This window comes from Pseudoduganella sp. R-34 (assembly GCF_049904655.1).
Lineage (GTDB): Bacteria > Pseudomonadota > Gammaproteobacteria > Burkholderiales > Burkholderiaceae_D > Rugamonas.
Genome location: NZ_CP184572.1, coordinates 6,624,533 through 6,645,605, shown reverse-complemented (window position 1 = coordinate 6,645,605; position 21,073 = coordinate 6,624,533). Strand labels below are relative to the sequence as shown.

At 60.0% G+C, this 21,073-nt stretch carries 9 protein-coding genes; all 9 read left to right on the top strand.

Annotated elements, in window-relative coordinates:
• Window positions 1-58 precede the first annotated feature (58 nt).
• The 9 genes from ACN9MW_RS30475 to ACN9MW_RS30435 all read left to right on the top strand — a co-directional run bounded on the left by ACN9MW_RS30475 (window position 59) and on the right by ACN9MW_RS30435 (window position 21,056).
• On the top strand, window positions 59-6,451 hold the full coding sequence (locus tag ACN9MW_RS30475; RefSeq protein ID WP_426166026.1) for an Ig-like domain-containing protein: 6,393 nt from the start codon (window positions 59-61) through the stop codon (window positions 6,449-6,451).
• 24 nt (window positions 6,452-6,475) lie between these two features.
• Window positions 6,476-11,032, top strand: coding sequence for an RHS repeat-associated core domain-containing protein (locus ACN9MW_RS30470; protein ID WP_426166024.1), 4,557 nt, complete (start codon window positions 6,476-6,478; stop codon window positions 11,030-11,032).
• Window positions 11,020-11,568 carry a hypothetical protein gene (locus tag ACN9MW_RS30465; protein ID WP_426166022.1) on the top strand — a complete coding sequence of 183 codons (549 nt, stop codon included), beginning with the start codon at window positions 11,020-11,022 and terminating at the stop codon, window positions 11,566-11,568. The genes ACN9MW_RS30470 and ACN9MW_RS30465 overlap by 13 nt, the downstream gene beginning before the upstream one ends.
• Before the next feature lie 311 nt (window positions 11,569-11,879).
• Window positions 11,880-15,668: a putative Ig domain-containing protein gene (locus ACN9MW_RS30460; protein ID WP_426166019.1), complete on the top strand. Its 3,789-nt coding sequence runs from the start codon at window positions 11,880-11,882 to the stop codon at window positions 15,666-15,668.
• A 53-nt stretch (window positions 15,669-15,721) separates the two neighbouring features.
• Window positions 15,722-16,954 (top strand): type II secretion system F family protein, encoded by a 1,233-nt coding sequence (locus ACN9MW_RS30455; RefSeq protein WP_426166016.1) that lies wholly within the window; start codon window positions 15,722-15,724, stop codon window positions 16,952-16,954.
• Window positions 16,951-18,630, top strand: coding sequence for a GspE/PulE family protein (locus tag ACN9MW_RS30450; protein ID WP_426166013.1), 1,680 nt, complete (start codon window positions 16,951-16,953; stop codon window positions 18,628-18,630). Before ACN9MW_RS30455 ends, ACN9MW_RS30450 begins: the two co-directional genes overlap by 4 nt.
• Window positions 18,617-19,945 carry a hypothetical protein gene (locus ACN9MW_RS30445; protein WP_426166010.1) on the top strand — a complete coding sequence of 443 codons (1,329 nt, stop codon included), beginning with the start codon at window positions 18,617-18,619 and terminating at the stop codon, window positions 19,943-19,945. The genes ACN9MW_RS30450 and ACN9MW_RS30445 overlap by 14 nt, the downstream gene beginning before the upstream one ends.
• A 2-nt stretch (window positions 19,946-19,947) precedes the next feature.
• Window positions 19,948-20,529: a hypothetical protein gene (locus ACN9MW_RS30440; protein WP_426166007.1), complete on the top strand. Its 582-nt coding sequence runs from the start codon at window positions 19,948-19,950 to the stop codon at window positions 20,527-20,529.
• Window positions 20,526-21,056 carry a hypothetical protein gene (locus tag ACN9MW_RS30435; protein ID WP_426166005.1) on the top strand — a complete coding sequence of 177 codons (531 nt, stop codon included), beginning with the start codon at window positions 20,526-20,528 and terminating at the stop codon, window positions 21,054-21,056. The genes ACN9MW_RS30440 and ACN9MW_RS30435 overlap by 4 nt, the downstream gene beginning before the upstream one ends.
• Window positions 21,057-21,073: the final 17 nt, after the last annotated feature.

Sequence of the window (21,073 nt, the reverse complement as noted above, 5' to 3'; positions counted from 1 at the left end):
CAGCACGTGCAGCTAAGGAAAAGAACAAAAAGTTCGTCATATGCAGAAAAGAGTGGTAATGACAAAGATCCGTCTCGACGGCGCCGAGCGCGCCGTTTCCTTGGCTACACGGCTGAAACGCGTGCCGGCGAACTGGCGCCGCCCAATCCTGGCCGTTTGCATTGGGGCCGCCTTCGCGACCCAGTGGAGCGGTGCCGCCGAACTGCGGATCGCCGATGGCGTGGTCATCAAGTTCGGTTCGGACGCGCAACTGGTCGTGCGTGACCAGATCACGATCGGCAACAACGCCACCTTCACCAGCCAGAACGACGACGCGGCCGGCGGGCGTACTAATCCTTCTTCGCAAGCGCCGCGTGCCGGCGACTGGCGCGGCATCAGCATCGAGAAATCCGCGCAGGCATTGGGCGTGCAAATGGGTTCCGGCATGCTGGTGCGTTACGCTGGCGCCGACGGCAATGCTGCGCTTAACCTGCGCGGCGTCAGCCCGACCGTTCCTTTCCTGCAGCTGAACGACAACGTGCTGGGCCTGCGCCTTGCCGCAGGCGCCAACCCGGTCTTGAGCGGCGCAAGCTTCATGCGCAACGCCACCGGTGTCGAAGCATACGACACCACTGCATCCATCACGGGCGGCCAGTTCGTCGGCAACACGACGGCCGCCATTGAGAACAAAACCCCGGCGTCCATCATCCAGGCGACCGGCAACTGGTGGGGCAATTCCACCGGTCCAAGCAATGCCACCGCCAACCCGTCCGGCCAGGGCGACAAGATTTCGGCTGGCGTCAACTTTGGCAGTTTCGTTGCGACAGCAGCGCTGCTGAATCCTCGCGTAACGCTGCTGAATCCTGCTCCATACCATGTGCAGCACCGCATGCAGCTGGCGTTGGCGTGCGTCAATGCAGTTGAATACCGTATCGCCGAGAATGGCGCCTTTGCGGGCGTGAACTTCCTGCCGATGCCTGCAGACGGCACGGCAATCCCGTTCGACACCTCGGCTGGCGACGGCAGCAAGAACATCACCGTCCAGTACCGCAGCGCGAACGGCGAGATTGGTGCCGTCTCCTTGCCTGCCCAACTGGTCGACACCTCGGCACCAGTGCTGGAGCTGGCCAGCCCAATGGCCAATGCCATCATCAAGCGCAACACCACCATTACCGCCAACGCGAGCGATGTGGGCGGCATGCGCAATGTGCTGATCTACATCGACGGCACGCTGGTGGCAACGCGCACCGCCGCGCCATACACCTATACCTGGGACATCGAAGGCGTCGCCGATGGCGACCATACCGTCAGGGTCATTGCCAACGACGTGGCAGGCCGCAGCACCGAACGCAGCGTGCCGGTCACCGTGTCGCACGTGGTCGTGCCACCGGACACCGCTGGCCCGGAAATGAGCGCCATCAAGATTGCCGGTGTTGACCTGACAGAAGGCGCCATCCTGGCCCGCAATGGCACCATCGCGCTTGCCGCGACCGATGCAAGCGGCGTCTCGCGCATTGAATTACTGCTGGACGGTGTGGTGCGCACGCAAGCGAGTGGCAGCGGCACGTTCTCGCTGTCGCTGAACCTTGAAGATGTCGCCAACGGCACCCATGCGCTTGGCCTGCGCGCCTACGATTCGCTGGGTAATTCCAGCACGCTGAATTACAGCGTGACCGTCGCCCACGCGGCACCGGATGCACCGGTGCTGTCGATGACCGGCAACGGCATCGTGACCCGCAACGTCACGCAAGGCATTAGCGGTACCGCCCAGGCAGGCCGCAACATCCAGTTGCTGGTCAACGGCCAGCCATCCGGCGCAGCCGTGAAGGCCGGCAGCGATGGCCGCTTCAACGCCACCGTCGACCTGGTGGACGGCGAGAACCTGATTACTGCAACCGCCAACGACCAATACGGCACCAGCACCGCCTCCGGCGCACTGCGCATGACGCTGGACCGCAGCGTTCCATCCAGCCCAGGTAGCCTGTCGGCAACCGTGCAGGCAGCCGGCAAGGTGCAACTGAATTGGGTGCGCACCACGGACGCCAACGCAGTCGGCTACCACGTCTACCGCGGCAACTACGCGTTCACCACGATTGAGAGTGCCACCCGTATCAATGGCGCCCCACTGACCACGGCATCGTATGAAGACATGCCGCCAGCTGACGGCGTATGGTATTACCGCGTTGTCGCGGTCAACAGCATCGGCACGCCATCGGCACCAAGCAACGTCGTGGCGGCAACGTCGGATACGACCGCGCCGAAAGCGGTGAGTATCACCTATACTCCGCTGGGCATGGTCGATGCATCCACCGGCCGTATTGGCCAGGGAAAGGTCAACCTGGAAATGACCGTCAGCGAAGTGCTGCCGACGATGCCATACCTGTCGATCGTGCCGCAAGGCGGCGCGCCGATCACGGTGACCCTGTTCAAGGCCGGCGACACGCGTTACACCGGCAGCTTCACGATTGACGCGTCGACCCCGGCCGGTACCGCCAATGCGCTGTTCTCGGCACGTGACGCCGCCGGCAACCGCGGCACCGAAATCCAGCAGGGCGCCACGCTGAAGATCGATACCCAGGGTCCGGCACTGAGCGGCATCGTCCTGAACCCGGCATCGCCGATCAAGAATGAAAGTTCGCCGGCCATCCAGGCAACCTTTACTTACAACAAGGCACCAACCGGCACGCCGGTCGTGAAATACCTGCTGTCTGGCCCTGTGCGCTCCTACCAGAGCGTGGGCACCCTGGTGCCTGTGAACGCAACGACCTACAAGGTCACCTTCACGCTGCCTTCCGACGCCGGTGCCGCCGGCCTGGAAACCCTGAGCTTCTCCAACGAAGCGCGTGACGACCTGAATAACGTATCGACCACCGTGTCGGCACTGAACCGCTTCCAGGTCTATCAAGGCAGCCTGCCGCCACTGGCATCGCCATTCGGCTTCACTGCCAAGGCACTGCCGGGCGGTAAAGTACAGCTGGCATGGAAAGCCGTGCCGGACGCGCTGTCCTATCAGATCTACCGCCGCGCCCCGAACCAGGGAGCACTGGAAGCCCTGGTACGCAGCAGCGGCACCGAGTACATCGACCAGGTTGCGCAAGACGGCGTGTACACCTACGCAGTCGCCTCGGTGCGCTCCTCCAACGGCCAGGAAGCCTTGTCCGAGCAGAGCATTCCTGCCGAAGTCACTGCCATTGCCAATCCGCCAGGCGCACCGCAGAATCTGTCCCTGCTGCTCACCGGCCAGGGTATCCAGGCGAGCTGGCAGGCGCCAGTGGCCAGCACGGTCGACAGCTATCGCTTGTACCGCAGCAGCGGCACCAGCATTGGCAGCATCACAGGCCTGACGCCGATCAAGACCGGCATCAAGGGCACCGCAGCCGTTGACGGCAACCCGTCGCCGACCGAAGGCGCTTACGTGGTGACCGCAGTTGACGCAGCCGGCAACGAGTCCGCGATCTCCAATTCGGACTACCTGAACGCCAGCTTGCTGCCAGTGCGTAACCTGAGCGTAGAACAGTATGGCAATAACCTGCCGGTGCTGAACTGGCTGGCGCCGAACGGCAACATCAAGGGCTACCAGGTCTATGTCGGTCCGGATGCGAGCAAGGTCAAGCTGACCCCTGCGCCGATTACTGCGACGACGTTGACCGACACCGGCTACACCAGCGGCGAACGCCGTTACACCGTTGCCGCAGTCGATGCCAACAATATGGAACTGGCGCGCAGCCTGACCATGCCGAACGTGTTCGCGCAGATCGCCGGTGGCCTGCCACTGCAGCGCGGCATCATGAACAAGCTGCAGGTACAGGTTGGCAATTCCTCGTCCAGCGCCATCCAGGGCGTGCGCGCCACGGTGCGTGTGCCGGTCAACAAGGAAGCGACGCAGTTCAAGGACCATAAATCCGATGTCTTCACCCTGGCTGCCAACGAAACCCGCCTGGTGCCGGTGATCGTGGGCGGTTACGCCGAAATGCCGGGCGCACCGCAAGCCGTGGTCGGCCTGGAGATTGCGCCGAACGAAGGCGAACAAGTGAAGATCGCGCGCGACCAGGCCATCGACGTGCTGGAAGGCTCGCTGGTGGTTGGCATGTCGACCGACGAATTCACGCGCGGCGGTACCGGCAAGCTGAAACTGACCATTGAGAACACCAGTGCCGTGGACGTGGAACTGCTGACGGCTATCGCCAACGGCACCGATCCGTCATCCGAACTGCGCTTCAAGATTGTCGACAACGACGGCAACATCCTGGCCACCCAGCCATACAAGCAGGCACTGGGCGCCAACGTAGTGACCCTGCCGAACGGCATGACTGTCGCCCGGATTCCTGCTGGCGCAAGCTACGTGTCGGACGTATTCGAACTGAATATTCCGGCATCCAGCCCGACCAAGGTGCGCGTGCGCCTGGAAGTGGACAAGCTGCGCTACCACACCGGCCAGGCAGACGAAGTGATTGTCAGCGGCCGCGGCAGCGAGAAAGCGATCTCTCTGGTCGACACCATGTATGTCGGTGAAGTGACCAGCGTCTCGCCGGTCAGCTCCTTTGGCAGCGACAAGATCACCGTCAGCGGCCGTGCACTGGACCGCGCCGGTAGCGCACCGCTGCCGTTCACCCGCCTGAAGGTGATCTTCAACCAGCAAGGCTTCGAGCGTAACTTCTCGGTGATGACAGATGCCTCCGGCAACTTCCGCTACGAGTTCACGCCGACCGTGACTGATGCGGGCCTGTTCAAGGTCAGCGCCGTGCACCCGGACATCACCGATCGTCCGGAGCAAAAGGCCTTTACCATCAACCGCGTGACTGTCGGCCCAACGCCTTATAAGCTGGACCTGGCGAAGAACATGCCGTTCACGATTCCATTCGTAGCCAAGGCAGGCTCCGGCACCTCCGCCACCAATGTGCGCCTGGTGCTGAATGCAGCAAGCCAGTCCACTGGCACGCTGCCGGATGGTATTGAAGTGCAGACCGCAGCTCCGGTCACCCTGAGTGAACGCCAGACCCTGAATACGCCTGTCACCTTCAAAGCCAGCGAAACGGCGCAACCATCCGGCAGCCTGGTGTTCGACGTGGTGAGCGACGAAAGCATGGGTACGCCGATCGGCAAGGTCAACGTGAACTACACGCTGTCCGAAGCGAAGCCATTCCTGATCGCGTCCCCGACCTTCGTGGAGACCGGTCTGGCGCAAGGCAGCACGCAGATCGAATCGTTCACGCTGCGTAACAACGGTACGCAGGATGCGAAGAACCTGCGCTTTACCCTCAGCAAAGCGGACGGCAGCCCGGCACCGGCATGGGTCACCATCGCCAGCCAGGCCGACGGCACGCTGCCAGTCGGCGAAGCGCGCGCGATCGACCTGTCGTTCACGCCGCCAGCGAATGCTGTCGAAGGTGTCTACGAGTACAAGCTCAATATCGTTGGCGACAACTTTGGCCAGCAAGCACTGAACGTGTACGTAAACCTGACCCAGAGCGGTGAAGGCAAGCTGCTGTTCAAGGCATCGGACATCTACACCGCGACGGTGGGCAAAGACGGCAAGCTGATTGAAGGCCTGGCGAATGCATCGATCACGCTGCAGAACGAAGACGTGCCGGCCGTGATGGCCGACCTGAAGACCGACGTGGTGGGCGAGGCAATGAGCGCCAACCTGCCGGCCGGCCGCTACAAGTACCGCATCCGCGCAGCCAACCACCAGGAACTGGGCGGCCGCGTGCAGGTGAAGCCGGGCATGACGACCACGATGCCGGTCTTCCTTGATTACACCTCGGTGACGGTGGAGTGGAGCGTGAAGGAGATCACGCTGCAGGACCGTTACGAGATCGTATTGAATGCGACTTACGAGACCGACGTGCCGACCGCAGTGGTGGTGATCGAGCCGCTCAGCACCAACCTGCCGAAGATGAATCCAGGTGATGTGTTCCATGGCGAGCTGAATATCACCAACTACGGCTTGCTCCGCGCGGACAAGGTGAAACCGAAGCTGCCTGCATCGGATAACTACTTCCGCTTTGAGTTCCTGGAGGACGTACCGGAAACACTGGAAGCGAAACAGCGTGTGACGCTGCACTACCGCGTGGTGGCATTGCAGTCGCTTGATGGCGCGGCCAACATCGGCACGGCATCGGGCGGCGGTTGCTCGACCTACAGCACTTCGATGAGTACCAGCCACCAGTGCACCTGTAAAAACGGCGTGGTAACCACTGGCTTCGCGACCAGCTCCTGGTTTGGCCAGAGCGGCGTGTGCTCAGTCGGCGGCGGCGGCGGTGGTGGTGGGGGCGGCGGCGGTGGTGGCGGCGGCGGCTGGGGCGGAAGTGGTGTATCGACCGCGCCCCAGACGATTGGCTCCCCTTCCGGCTGTATCCCAGGTGCTGGCACTTGCAGTAGCAGCGGCGGCGGCGGCGGCGGTAACGGCCCCGGTGGTGGTGGCGGCGGTGGCGGCGGCGGCGGAGCCGGTGGTAACGGCCCCCGTCTGTGACGCATCAGTGAGAAATTGAAGAATATGAACAAGCAGAACAAATACAATTTTTGCCGAATCGTCGGACTGGCAACCATGGTGGCACTCGCGCCCGTATGCGGCGCGCAGCAGACTAGCACCGTAGATCCACTCGCCGCTTACGAAGAAAGCCTTCGCATCAACGCGAATATGCCGGGCGGGAAATTCACCGTCAACACGGTGGATATGCGCATCAAGATCGCCAATGGCTATTTCACCTGGAGCCGCACGTACGACGGTAATGGCTGGAGATTCTCGCCGCATTTGTCGCCGTTGCGCTTTGATGGCAAACTGATGGTCCTTGGGATGGGATCGGGTAGTGGAGGTGGCAGTGGCGGAGGCGGTGGTACTTCCGTGGCTACGCCAATGCCGCCCGCGCCAGTGCCGGAATCGTTTGGTTATGTCGGCTCGTTTGTAGTGTATGAACCCGATCCTAACCTTGTTTCGGTTCCGCTTGCATCGCTAGACCGGATTATTCGCAATGGCGCAGAATTTGAGGCTGTTGAAAAATCCAACTTATTCCAGCAAACAGGCACCACCTCTGGCCGCTACTTTATCGAGAGCATCAGCATTCCAGGCCGTGAAGGGGTTTTCTATCGATGGCAAGACCGGGCCGGTGAGTGGCTCATATATGACGTCAAAGGATGGATTGATTCTTACGGGAATGCCAATGGCCTGACGGCCACTATGGAATACGAGGACGGACCTGCCATCAACGGCAGGAAAGGCAAGAGGCTGAAAGCGGTCAAGGATCGTAATGGCAACGTCGTGCTTACCTTCGTCTATGACCAGGCACATCCAACTGCGGTTCGCGAGGTGCGAGAGGTATTGCTTCCTGGCGAAAACTTTACGCCCCGCGTGGTCAAGTACGACTATGACTTCAGCCATGAGGCTAGCGGCGCGCGCCTGCTGACCAGTGTCACTGATGCGGCAGGCAATCCCACGTCCTTTGGCTATGACGAGATGTATCGACTGACTTCGACGACTGATGGTGAAGGACATACCAGCCATATCGCGTATCAGGGTAAAAGCAGTCGCAGGGTCAAGGAAGTCGCCGCTGATGGTGCCGAAACTACCTTTGAGTACAGCTACGATAAGACAAAAAAGCTATACACGGTTCGTAGTACGTTACCGCCAACCGCGGCAGGTCGCCGCATTTTGGAAGAAATCTACGACTCGGATGGCAGGCGAATTCGCCAAGAGATAAATGGCCAGTTCGCAGGCTCTGTTAAGGACGATGAACGTGAGTTAATCAGCGTGGACTCAGCTGGGCGTACGACCAGGACAACACGAAACGAATACGAAATGGTAACTCGTATCGATAGTCCAGACTCCACCAGTGTTTCGATGGAGTACTCGCCGTCCAATCTGCGGATTACAAAGCAAGTTGATGCAGCTGGAGTGATATCCAACTATGAATATGATGAAAAAGGCAATCTTGTCAAATACGTACAAGCATCCGGCACGTCCTCCGAACGGGTGACTACTTACGTTAACGATGCGAATGGCCTTCCACTTTCTGTAACTACGCATGGCCGGACAGAATCGACAGGTACGGTAACGCCCGATGCTGTTTGGCATTTTACATACGATAGCAGGGGGAGCGTGCGGACCGCCGTAGATCCGGAAGGTTTTTCAAAACAGTACATGGTCAGGCCTGATGAGACTGTCGCCGAATTTGTAGACGCGCGCAATAACAAAACGCTGTTTGATTTCGATGGTGTTGGCCGTCCACTTGCCGTCAGAGCACCGCTCGGCCAAACCACCACTTTCGGGTACGATAAGGCCGGCAACCTTATTACCCAAACCGATCCGTTAGGCCGAACTACCCGCCTCACTTATGATACGAACGGGCGTCTAGTACAGCGTATTGACGCGAAGGAAGGCATTGTTAAATACGAATATGACAATGCCGGAGAAAAGACGCGAGCGGTCGACGCTGACGGCCGTGCCGCCGTGTTTGAATATGATAACCTGGACCGTCTGGTTAAAGTCGTTGACGGTATTGGCAATGCGACAGAATATCGCTATCAACGGACCGCGCAGTCCGACCCGTCCTCCAATGTAGTAGCAGGGATCAATTGGCTGCCAATTGAAATCGTATCACCGACATTCACGACAAATTTGGAACTTGACGCGGCGGACCGCGTGGTCCGCACCATAGCTAAATTCGACACACAAGATGGTATCAAGGAAATTGTAAAAAAACAGGAATATGATCGACGTGGTTTGTTAAATCGTACGATTCAGGGAAATAGTTTCACTGGTTATTCATATGATGCATTTGCACAACCAATTGAGCTGACCGATCATCTCAGCAAGGTGACAAAATTTGTACGGGATGCAAGGGGAAATTCCATTCAATTGGAAGACGCAGAGCGACGTGTCACCAAATTTGAATATGATCGCAACGGGCGTTTGGTGAAGGAGGTGTTGCCACTTGGGCAATCAAAGCTGGTGCATTACGATGAGGTAGGGAATGTTAAATCAATAATTGACCAAAATGGAAGCCGGACGGATTATGTTTATGATGAGCTAAATCGGCTTATCCAATCCATTTCAGCCAGACCCGATGGGGAAAAGTCGGCAACCACGCAATTCTTCTGGAACCTTGATAACACTCTTGCTTCCTACCGGGAGACTGATCACTTCCGCAACTTGGTAAATGATGCCACGTTTGCATATGATGAACTTGGGCGAAAAGCTGGCGCAACCGTAACCTATCCCAACGGTTATAAACTCAGCTATGAATATGGCTATAGTGCAGCCGGCCTTAAAACCAACCTTACCTGGCCAGACGGCACCCTCATTACATATAGATACTCCCAGCATTCTGTCCTGGAGAATGTTACGATTCCCAGCGAGGGCAATTTGCAGTTTTCGGCTTATAAGGTAGATGCTCCTACCGAAACTGTATTTCCGGGCGGGCTTCGTCGACAACAACGATATGATGGGCTCTTAGGTCTCGAAGTCTTGTCAGCCACAGTTGATCAGCAAACAACACTTAACTTGGCTTACGCTTTTGACTCGCGCCGGCGCCCTATCTCTGAAAACAAAACCGATATTGTGGACGGTAAAGTTTCGGCTAAAGCCAGATCTTTTGAGTTTGACGCGACTGATCGTCTCATAAAGGTTAAGACCGACAATGGGGGATTGTTTGGGGCGATGTCGCAAGCATTCGATTACGATGGGTTAAGTAACCGCATTTGGGATAGTTCTACTTCAGGGAGTTGGACGTATGACGCGAATGATCGCCTGCTGAGAAAAGGCCGAGACTTAAGTGCCGTGCGCTTCGAATATGATGACGCTGGAAATCTAGTCAAAAAGATCGAAGCCGACGGAGCCTTCACCACATATTCGTACGATGCTAGAAACCGCTTAATCGCAGTCCTCGGCGCCAATGCCGAATTGATTGCGCGCTACGGTTATGACTCGTTGAATCGTCGAGTCTGGCGTGAGCAGTTCCGCGCCAAGGATCTTAGTCGCTTGCCGAAAGCTAAGCGTACTCTCTACCTATACGCGGATGAAGGATTAATTGCTGAGGCTGAACAGGAAATCGTCCTTGGAGGAGATGGAGCAACTACCGACGTTAATTCACCGGCTATCGTTTCGCAATATGGCCCACGCCCAGGTAGCGAATTCACTACTGGTGCTCTTTTCATGAAGACTAGGGGAAGTGATGGTAACCCTATCTTTGCATATTTTCACCATAATGGAGTGGGAGCGCCGATCCAGGCGTTTGACAAGCAGAGCAATTTGGTCTGGTCTGCCGACTATGATGCTTTTGGCAGAGCAACAATCACTTCCCCTCCGCCAACAGCTGACCGCGTCACTATTGAAAATAATCTGCGACTCCCGGGACAGATTGAGGATGCTGAAACAGGATTGCACTATAACTGGCACCGCTACTACGATCCTGACCTTGGCCGATATATAACAAACGATCCAGCCGGCCTGATTGGTGGACAAAATCGCTACACCTACGTGTTTGGAAACCCTTTAAATAATATTGACCCGATGGGTTTATGGTGTGTGAGCCAAAGAGTGCTGGATGCCATAGCTGGTGGCGTTGGCGGCGCAGTGGGGGGATTTGCTGGTGGCGGCGGACCATGGGGGGCAATTGCCGGCGGCATATTGGGTGCTGCAGGCAGTTATTTGACGTCAGGTGACAGTTCAGGTTCCAACCCTGGGGGAATCTCCGCTGCTGGCGCTGGTTCGGGCTTTGGCGGCGCTATTACAGGAAGCTGGGCCGGGCGGATTGGCGGGGCAGTGGCAGGCGGTATTGGGAACTATATGGGCGGAGACGCAGCTAATACGGGTGACTTTAAAAATGCGGTTGGCGGAGCTATTGGTGGATTTATCGGTGGTGTTGGCGCTGGAATTGCTGAATCAGCGAGTCCATACGGATTGAACAGGGGCGGCAATTTCATCCAAAATGCCTGGGTGGGTGTGCGGGGCGGATTCGTGGGAGGGCTTGCGCAAGATTTCACAGCGGGTATGATTTCCCTCTATTTTCCGAAAAGGAATATCTGTAGAAAGAAAGACGAGATATGCAGATTTTAAGAGGATTGCTCGTGATTTTTTTTGGGGCAATTTACGTAGTTTTATTTAAGGAATTTATCAGCATTCCGCTGCGCGATTGGTGCCTGGGGCATAACATTTCGTTCGATCTTGCCCAATATCTACTCGGATTTATACCCTGTATTATTCTGGTTTCTCTTGGGGTAGGAATTGCCAAAGGGAGCAAGGAGCGCGCCCGCCCGAGCCCGGGCAAAGATTCGGAAAATTACATGGAAAAATTGTTGGCCGGCCGATTGTCTCCGCAATTGGCGCTTTTTGGCTATTATCTTCCATTTTGCGCTATTTCGATCCTTACAGGCCGTTATGCGAAGGTCGGCGCAACGGGATTTCGATTGGCGGAAATTGATATCGGCGCATTACTAACGTTATTGATGTTCATAATTTTCCAAGTTGTAACCGCTTGGGGTGTGTGGAAATCCATTGAAAAAACCGCAAAAGGTAGTGGAGCTCGCTTGACTCAGATTGCATTGATATCGTCGGCGTTTGCCGTAATAGCTTCATGGTTTATGTGGTCCTGAATAGTAACTGTGAGGATGAGATGGCTATCGCCAAGTCGTCGCATGAATTTATAGGAAGTACGGCTTTGGGCGATTCTTTCCTTCTTGTTAGCTATTTTTCTCTGTAGCCGACCTTAAGCGTTTCTGAAGATAGTTTTTAATTGCTGATAATGATGAATTTTAGCTGGTCACGTAATACATTCCTTGGATTCGCAGGCGCAATCGTTCTAATCTGTGCCCCCGCCCTTCGTGCGCAGGAGACTTCGTGCGCCAAAGTCAAAATCGAAATCAAGCAAGAGTTGACGCTCGAGAGGCAGGCGTTTGATGCGACCATGCGCATCACTAACAACGTTGACGGTGACCAGATCTCCGACATCAGCGTGTCGATGCGGGTGACCGATGAACTGGGCTTGCCGGTTGCCGTTACATCGAATTCGAGCGACACCAGCGCAAAGTTCTTCGTTCGTATTTCGAACCTGGACGGCATTGCTTCGGTCGATGGCACCGGTGTCGTCCAGCCGAAGACAACGGCCACCATCGATTGGCTGATGATCCCCGCTCCAGGTGCAGCGGGCACCACGCCTTTTGGCAAGAAGTACCTGGTCGGCGCCACCCTGAAGTACAAATTCCAGGGCGAAGTGCAGACGCTGGAAGTCGATCCGGACGTGATCACCGTCAAGCCACTGCCTTCGCTGACCTTGGATTACTTCATGACCCAGGACGTGGTGGCCGACGATCCGCTGACGCCAATCATCGAATCGGCCGAGCCATTTACCCTTGGCGTGCGTGTAAAGAACACCGGCTTGGCCAAGGCCGCCAACCTGACCATTGATTCGGCACAGCCGAAAATCGTTGAGAACAACCAAGGCCTGTTGATCGGCTTCCAGCTGCTGGGCAGCTTCGTCGATGATTCGCCCGCGCAGAATTCCCTGCTGATGAAGTTTGGCGATATCGCCGGCGGCACCAGCAAGATGGGACGCTGGATCATGCAGACCACGCTGGCCGGCAAATTCACCGAGTTCGGCGCCAAGTTCTCGCACGCCGATGAACTGGGCGGTTCGCTGACCTCGCTCATGCAGGCCACGAACGCGCACATCCTGCTGCACGACGTGCGCGTTGACCTGCCGGGGCGCGACGCGGTGCGCGACTATCTCGCGTCGGAGCCGACCGGTGTGAAAGTGTTCGAGTCCAACGGCCCTGATTCCGACGTAACGGATCGCAGTGCCGCAGCAAGCCTGGTCGTCGGCCCAAGTGCCAACGGTGTCGATACCTACGCGCTGAATTTCCCTGCGACGCCGGGCTTTGCCTACGTGCGCCTGAAAGATCCGTACAATGGCACTCGTCCAATTGGCCGCATCATCCGCTCGGACGCCAAAATCATGGCGCCGGAAAATGCATGGCTGTCTAAGACCCGCAACAAGGACACTAAGAAGTGGGAGTACTACGTCAACTTCTTCGACGTAGCGACCACCGGCGTGTATAGCACCGACTTCGATCCGCCATCGGCCAACGACCGCCCGCCAGAGCTGCAGTTCATTGCGGACCATACTGTGGAAGAGGGCAAGCAGGTTTCCTTTATCGTTGAAGGCAGCAGCGCTGCGGGCAAGCCGGTTGCGCTGAGCGCTGCACCGCTGCCGGCAGGCGCCCGCTTCACCCAGCAGCCTGCCGATCCGCAGTATCCAGGCTTGGCGCGTGGCGTGTTTGACTGGACTCCCGCCAACGGCAGCAAAGGTGACTACGTGATCACCTATACCGCCAACGACGGTGCCCGTACTGCACAGCGCACGGCGGCGATCACCGTTACCGCCGCCCCTGTCACTGCGGGCCCAGCGCTGCCAACGATCGTGTCTCCGCTGCCTGGCGCTCACGTGGGCCTGGCAAAGCCGACCTTCGCGGTTATGCCGGGTACCAAGCCGGATGATTCCACCACCAAGCTTCAGTTTGAACTCTACGCCGACGCAGGACATACTCAATTGCTGGCAACAGCCATGGTTGACAAAGCGCCTTTCGCTAGCGATGCTGGCGGTACGGTGGTTCCTGCTGCAACCAATTGGACCGTGCCGGTGGATCTCGACATGTCGACCAAGTACTGGTGGCGTGTGCGTAGCTTTAACGGAACGCTGTACAGCCCATGGCTCTATGGCCGCTTCGAGAATCCTGTCGTCAATGACGAACTGCTTCCCTTCAACTTGGTCAGCCCGGCTCCCGGTGCCGAAGTGTCGAGCGTCTCGCCAGGCTTTACATGGTTCAGAACCGGGCCCAAGCAAACTGGCTTGATGGGGGCGACGGAATATACGATCCAGGTCTATAAGGATGCGGCGCTGACGACCATTGCTCGAACCGGCTTCGTAATGGCAGATCCCATGGGGCATGAGCCGTCGGACGACATCGCTAGCGGGGGTATTCAGTTCGGCACCCTGACCGACAACACTACCTATTACTGGCGCGTTATCGCATCAGCTGACGGTGTGCGCCGCGTCTCGACTGCGCGGGCATTTACAGTTCGTACGGGCAATAAAACGCCAACAACCCCGAAGACTAATGCTCCGTTGGCCGGGAGTGTTCTTGGTACGAATAGCGTGGCCTTGTCGGTGGCAAACGCGGTCGATCCAGAGGGTGCTCCATTGACATATATCTTCGAGATCGACAATGTGAAGACCTTCGACTCGGCCGCAAAGCGCGTCTCGGGCGCGGTCGCTGCGGGCAGCAGTAACACGGAATGGATCGTCGACGGCCTGCAGGAAAATACCCGTTACTGGTGGCGTGCGAAGGCAAGTGACGGCAAGGCGGAGTCTGACTGGGGCACAGCGAATTTCTTTGTTAGTGCAGCCAACGACGCGCCCTCAGTCCCGGTATTGAAGAACCCTGGCAATGGCGCCTGGACTTCGCAGTTGCAGCCGACTATGGAAATTTTCCCTGCGCGCGATCCGGAAGGCGGCGCTGTGCGCTATGAGTTCGAATTGTACAAGGACGCTGGCTTGACGCAGCGAGTGTGCGGGGGGATTTCCAGTAGCACCGGCCTGATTTGCCCGGCATCGCTGCAGGACAAATCTCCCTACTGGTGGCGTGCACGAGCAATCGATGCCGAGGGCATGGCCAGTGCATGGAGCGCAACCGCACAATTCACGATCCAGTCCGGGCCTATGCAGCTCGCAGCACCATCCTTGATCACGCCAGCACGGCGCGGAACGGTTTCGAAAGAACTGATCTGGGAGGGGCTTGATCCGGAACGTGAGCAACTGGTTTCCCTGTATTACGGCACCACCCGTGGTGACTTCGTCGGCACTCCGATAGTTGAAGGTCTGCGTCAGCCCCGTGGTGCCACGGGCGGCCGTTACTCCTGGAATTTGGCCAACCCTACGCAAAATCCCCCACCGCCGGGTGCGTACCAACTATTTATGGTGGTACAGGATGGACAGAGCGTAGCAAAGGCCTATGCTCCGGGCTCGGTGGTGGTGCCAGCTTCAACTGGCACGTCGACAATCAAGATCGGCGGCTCGAGTGTCGCTTTTGAAGGTTTATCGGCCACCTATGGCTTCAGCCAGACGATCGAAGCCGGAAAAGATATTTCATACGCTACGAGCGGGCCCGCCTATCTCGTTAGTTATAACTATCTTTACAACACCAGCGGGAGCACCAGCATGGCGGCGGCGATGATCTTCCCATACCAATGCAGCAAGCAGCAAAACCAGGTGGGCAGCAGATTCCGCGTCTATTCCGAAGACACGGCCGTAGCTGGCCGTATCGTCGACATCCCATTCAACAGCTGGAGCTTTATTGCATCGAATACCGGTGATGAAACCTTGCGCATGTGCGAAATCAAGGTGATCTCGGAACGTAAAATTGATGCCACTCAGTCTGAATTTACGGTGACTGGCCGCTTGAGCAACCTTGGGCCGGCGCTGACGGGAGCCGTCGCAACGCCTGTGCCGGTACCTGGTTCGGGCCTGACCGCCACTGGCGTGACTGCAGCGTCGGGGACTCTAACCTTCGGTGCGATTGGTTCCATGGATACGGGGGCGACGCAAGCAACGGTGACGGTCAAGGGACGCCCAGGTGCTGGGGGAATTGTTGGAATCTTGCTCAAGGGATTGAAATGGAGCGTCCAAGTGACTCGCTGAGCTAGCCACAGATAGCGTATAATCTTTGCTATTTTGTAATTATATTTGGCAAGATGCAAGCAAGCAGTCGTCCTGGTGCCGGCGGTGTGCGCAGCTCCCGCCTGCTCCTGACAGTCCAGGGCGCGGATGGGCGGCGGCAGTCGCTGGAATTTACCGATCTCTCCGAAGCAGAGGCAGTGCGCCGCGCTGCGGGACGAGGCTTGCGCGTGCTGTCGATCGAAACGCCGCTGGCGGAGGTTGCCGGCGGCACCTCATCGCGCGCACCGTTCCCGCTGGTGCGCTTCAGCCAGGAGCTGCTGGCCTTGCTGGAGGCCGGCATGAACCTGGCCGAGGCGGTGACCACGCTGCATGCCAAGGAGCGCCATGAGGCCCATCGCGCCGTACTGGGCCAGCTGCTGGAGGCGCTGCGCGAAGGGCGCAACCTGTCCGACGTCCTGTCGGGCATGCCGCAACATTTTTCCGAAGTTTATGTAGCGACCGTCCGCGCCTCCGAGCGCACCGGAGACCTGCCGCAGGCGCTGACGCGTTACGTCGCCTACCAGGTGCAGTTCGAGGCCCTGCGCAAGAAGCTGGTGTCGGCTGCGATCTACCCGGCCATGCTGCTGGGCGTGGGCGGCTTCGTTACCTTGTTCCTGCTTGGCTACGTGGTGCCGCGCTTCTCCGTGGTGTACGAATCCTCCGGGCGCGAGATCCCGTGGATGTCGGCCATGCTGCTGGCGTTCGGCAAGACGCTTTACCAGCATTGGCAGGGCGGCCTGGCTGTGCTGGCGACTGTGATTGCCGCCGCGGTCTGGACGCTGGCGCGGCCACAGGGCCGTGGCTGGCTGCTGGAACAGGTGCTGCGCATGCCATGGCTGGCGGCGCGCGCCAATGAATTCCGGCTGGCCCGTTTTTACCGCGCGCTTAGCCTGCTGCTGGCGGCCGGCATCCCGCTGGCGCGTGCCATGGGCATGGTGCAAGGCTTGCTGGGGCCTGAACAACAGGCAAGGCTGGCGAGCTGCCGGCTGGCGGTCGAACAGGGGCAAAGCTTGTCGGTGGCCCTGGTGGCGGCCGGACTGGCCAGTGAAGTGGCCGAGTCGCTGGTCAAGGTCGGCGAGCGTTCCGGCCAGATGGGCGACATGCTGGAGCGTGCGGCGCGCTTTGCCGACGATGAATTTTCGCGCTGGGTCGATTGGGCATCGCGCCTGCTCGAGCCGGTATTGATGATGGTGATCGGGCTGGTGATCGGCTCGGTGGTGGTGTTGATGTACATGCCTATCTTTGACCTGGCGGGGAGTTTGCAGTGACGCGTGAAGCCCCGCCCCTGCAGCTCACCGCTGCGCATTTCGAACAGGCGCGCACCTTGTGCGCCGCGCAGGATATGTCCTTGCCCGCTGCGCTGGCCCAGGTTTCGGGCTGGTCGGCACAGGTGGTGCTGGCGGCGCTGGCGCAGCAATTCGGCTATCGCGCTGTCTTCATGGCGGAGCTGCAGGCCATGGAGCCCGATTTCGAGTTGGTTCCATACACCGAGTGCGTGCAGCGCGGCCTGGCCGTCGCCAGCGATGTCGGTGGCCAGCGCTGGTTGCTGCTGTCGGACCCATTCGACGGCGCGGCCGAGGAGTGGGCGCTGCGCCGTTGTGGCCAGGCTGCGCCAGCGCCGGCCCTGGTGCTGCCGGAAGAGCTGCAAGCCTTCTTCGTGCGGCAGGAGCAGCAGCTGCGTGCCATGGACGGCTTCGAGGCCGACCATGCCGGCGACGATGATGAAGAAGTCGCGGCCGTTATTACCCTGGCCAGCATCAACAGTGAATCGAGCGCCGTGGTCAAGCTGGTCAACTCCACGCTGTACGACGCCTTGAAGCTGCAGGCCAGCGATATCCACCTCGAGTGCGACGCCGGCTGCCTGCATGTGCTGTACCGCATCGACGGCGTGCTGGTGCCGATTACCCAGGTGCAGGGCCAGGACATGGCGGAGCAGATTGTTTCCCGCATCAAGGTCATGGCCGACCTGGATATCGCCGAGCGCCGCGTCCCGCAGGATGGACGTTTCAAGGTGCGCGTCAACGCGCGCGAGATCGACTTCCGTGTCTCGGTCATGCCGAACATCTTCGGCGAAGATGCGGTGCTGCGCTTGCTGGACCGCCAATCGCTGACCGAAGAGGCGCGTGCGCTGCGACTGGAACACCTGGGCCTTGCCCAGCCGGCCATCGCCGCAATCCGCCGGCTGGCAGCCAAGCCGCACGGCATGCTGCTGGTGACCGGACCTACCGGCTCGGGCAAGACCACCACGCTGTATGCGGCGATTACCGAAATCCACACCGGACGCGACAAGATCGTCACCATCGAAGACCCGGTGGAGTACCGCCTGCCCCGTGTGCTGCAGATTCCCGTCAATGAGAAGAAGGGCCTGTCGTTCGCACGCGGCCTGCGCTCGATCCTGCGTCACGATCCGGACAAGATCATGGTGGGTGAGATCCGCGACGATGAAACGGCGCAGATTGCCGTGCAAGCGGCGCTGACCGGCCACCTGGTGTTCACTACGGTGCACGCCAACAATGTGTTCGACGTGCTGGGACGTTTCCTGCACATGGGCGTGGATGGCTACAGTTTCGCGGCCGCCCTGAACGGCATTGTGGCGCAGCGCCTGCTGCGCGTGAATTGTCCGCATTGCGCCGAAGACGTGACGCCGGATGCCGCGCAACTGGCGGAAGCGGGCTTGACCCCGCAGGACGTGCACGGCTGGCGCTTCCGCGCCGGCTGCGGTTGCGGCCAGTGCCGCGGCGCCGGCTACAAGGGGCGCAAGGCGGTGGCGGAAGTGATGCTGATCGACGATACGCTGCGCGAAATGATCGTGGCGCAGGCGCCGATTTCCGCACTGAAGGAGCAGGCGGCCAAGAGCGGGCTGATCTCGCTGCGCTCGGCGGCGCTGCAGGCCGTGCAGGACGGTGAAACCACGCTGGAGGAGGTGGGCCGTGTTACAGGTTAAGCCAAACACCCTGGTGCTGGCGGTCGGCGGGCAAGGCATCGACCTTGGCGTGACTGCTGCGAATGGCTGGCAGGCCGACAGCGTGCGCCATTTGCCGTTTGCTGCGATGGATGGCGTTGCGCTGAGCCACGCCGCGCTCCTGGCGCAAGCGTTGGAGTCCCTTGAGCCCGGCGCCGTGCCGGCAGCCATTCACGTTGTCCTGCTGGACAGCTGGTTGGGCTCGGCCGTCATGCCCTGGAATTCCGTCGTGGCAGTGCCTGCGCACGCGGCGCAACTGGCGCGCCAGCACCTGGTGCAGGCCGGGATCGAGGCCGGGGCGGCCGACACCGTGGTGCTGGACGATGCGCCGTTCGGAGCGCCCCGCATGGTGCTGTGCTATCCAGCCGAAGTCATGGAAGCGCTGCGCCAGTTCGCGGCTCGGACAGGCGCTCCCTTGCGCTCCGTGCAGGCTCGCTCGCTTGCGGCCTGGTCGCAACTGCCGCGCAAGCGCGGCACGGGACCCGCTGCCTTGGCCGTGCTCGAGGGGGCGGCGATGACGCTGGTGCATGGCGCACGCAACATCCTCGAGGTGACGACGCGTGCCGCAGGAGCTGCCGGCGCTGGGCAGGAACTGTCGGCCTTATGGCGCAGGTCGTGCCTGCGCGATCCGCAGCTGGCAACGCTGGAGCAGGTTTGCCTGTTCGACCTTGGCGGCACGATCGCGCCAGGTTCCCCATTTGAAGCGGCAGCCCTGCCAGGGATGGACGGCGTGCCGCCGGCGCTGGTGCTGGCGGCACGCTCGAAGCATGCGGGCAGCCTCGATGGCGTCGCTGCGCGGCCAGGGGACACCCGCCCGGCATGGCTGGTTGCCATGGTGTGCGTGGCCTTGGCTGGGGCATGGGGACAGCAGGCATGGCAGGTCAGGCAGGCCGCGCAGCAGTTGGAATCAAAGCAGCAATTGGCGGCGCGCGCCGCGCAGCGCAGCGCACCAGCGCCAGTTGCGTGGAACCGTGATGAACTGGCGCGGATTCCGGCGGTCAATGCCGCCATCCGCCAGCTGAACCAGCCAGTAGGCCCGGTGTTGCGCGCCCTGGTGCCGCCGCAGGAACTGCAAGTGGCTGTGCTCGGGGTCGACGTCGGCGGCGGACAGGCTGCAGGTGCTGGACGCCTGCGCATCCAGGCCGAAGCCCGGACCGGCGCCGACATGGCGCGCTACGCTGCCTTTGTTGCGCAAGGCCAGCACTTCAAGGATGCCTATTTGAGCGAACACCAGGTGGCGCCGGAAGCTCCCGGACAACCGTACCGCTTCACCGTGGAGGCCGTATGGCGGGAATGAACATGCAGTATCAACTCGGGCAGGCCAGCGCCCGCCTGGTGTGGGAAGGGCGGCGCCTTGCGGCGCGCGGCCTGGCCATTGCCGGTTGGGCCGGCGTGGCTGCCATCGTGGGCGCAACCCTGGCTGCCGGGGCCTGGCATGGCCGGCAGCAAGTTGCGGCGCACCTGGCGCAGCTCCAGTCGCGGCAGCAGGATAAGCCGGCGGCGCCGCTGGTACAGGCGCCTGTGGACGATGCGCGCAGCCGCTTGCGCGCTTTCGACAGCGGCTTGAAACCGGTGCAGGAGGCGCCGCAAGTTGTCGAAGACCTGCTGGCGCTGGCCGCTGCAGAAGGATTGGTCCTGCAACGCGGCCAGTATCGCTTGCAGGATGACAGCGCGGGAGGCTTTACACGCTATCGCCTGAGCCTTCCCGTGGTGGGCACGGCACCGGCCGTGAACAATTTTGTCGCGGCAGCCTTGCGCCGCCATCGCATGCTGGCGCTGGAGTCGCTGCAATACAAACGCCAGCAGTCGGACTCGCTGCAACTGGAAACGCGCATGGAGTGGGTATTGCTGGTGCAGGCACCGCCGGGAGGTGCGCGATGAAGGCCACGCGGAAGCAAATGATGCTGGGCGGCGCCCTCGCGGCGACTTTGCTGGCGGCGTGGTTCGCACCGTCGGATGAAGAACCGGCCAATGCGGTATCGGCTCCGGCCGCCCGCACCGCGCGCAGCGAGCGCCCTGCCGTTGCGGCCCAGGGCGCCGAGCTTGACGTGCTGGCGCTGCGCTCGCGCGACGGTGAAGACGCGGAGCAGGACGAGCGTGCGCTGTTCGCGGCGCCATCATGGAATGCGCTGCCGGTTGCGGCGCAGCCCGGTCCGCCGGTTCCGGCCGCCGCCGCACCGCCGCCGCAGCCGTCCATGCCGCCGCTGCCTTTCAAAGTCTTTGGCCGTCACCAGGATGGGACGGTGGCGACTGTTTTCCTGTTCTACCAGGAGCAGAACCTGGCGGTGAAGGTGGGCGACACGGTGGCCGAGCACTACAAAGTGGAAAGCATCGGCCCGACAACCATGCAACTGCGCTACCTGCCGCTGAATCAATTGCAATCGCTGGACCTTGGCGGTTCGCTGTAAACGATGAATACGAGAAT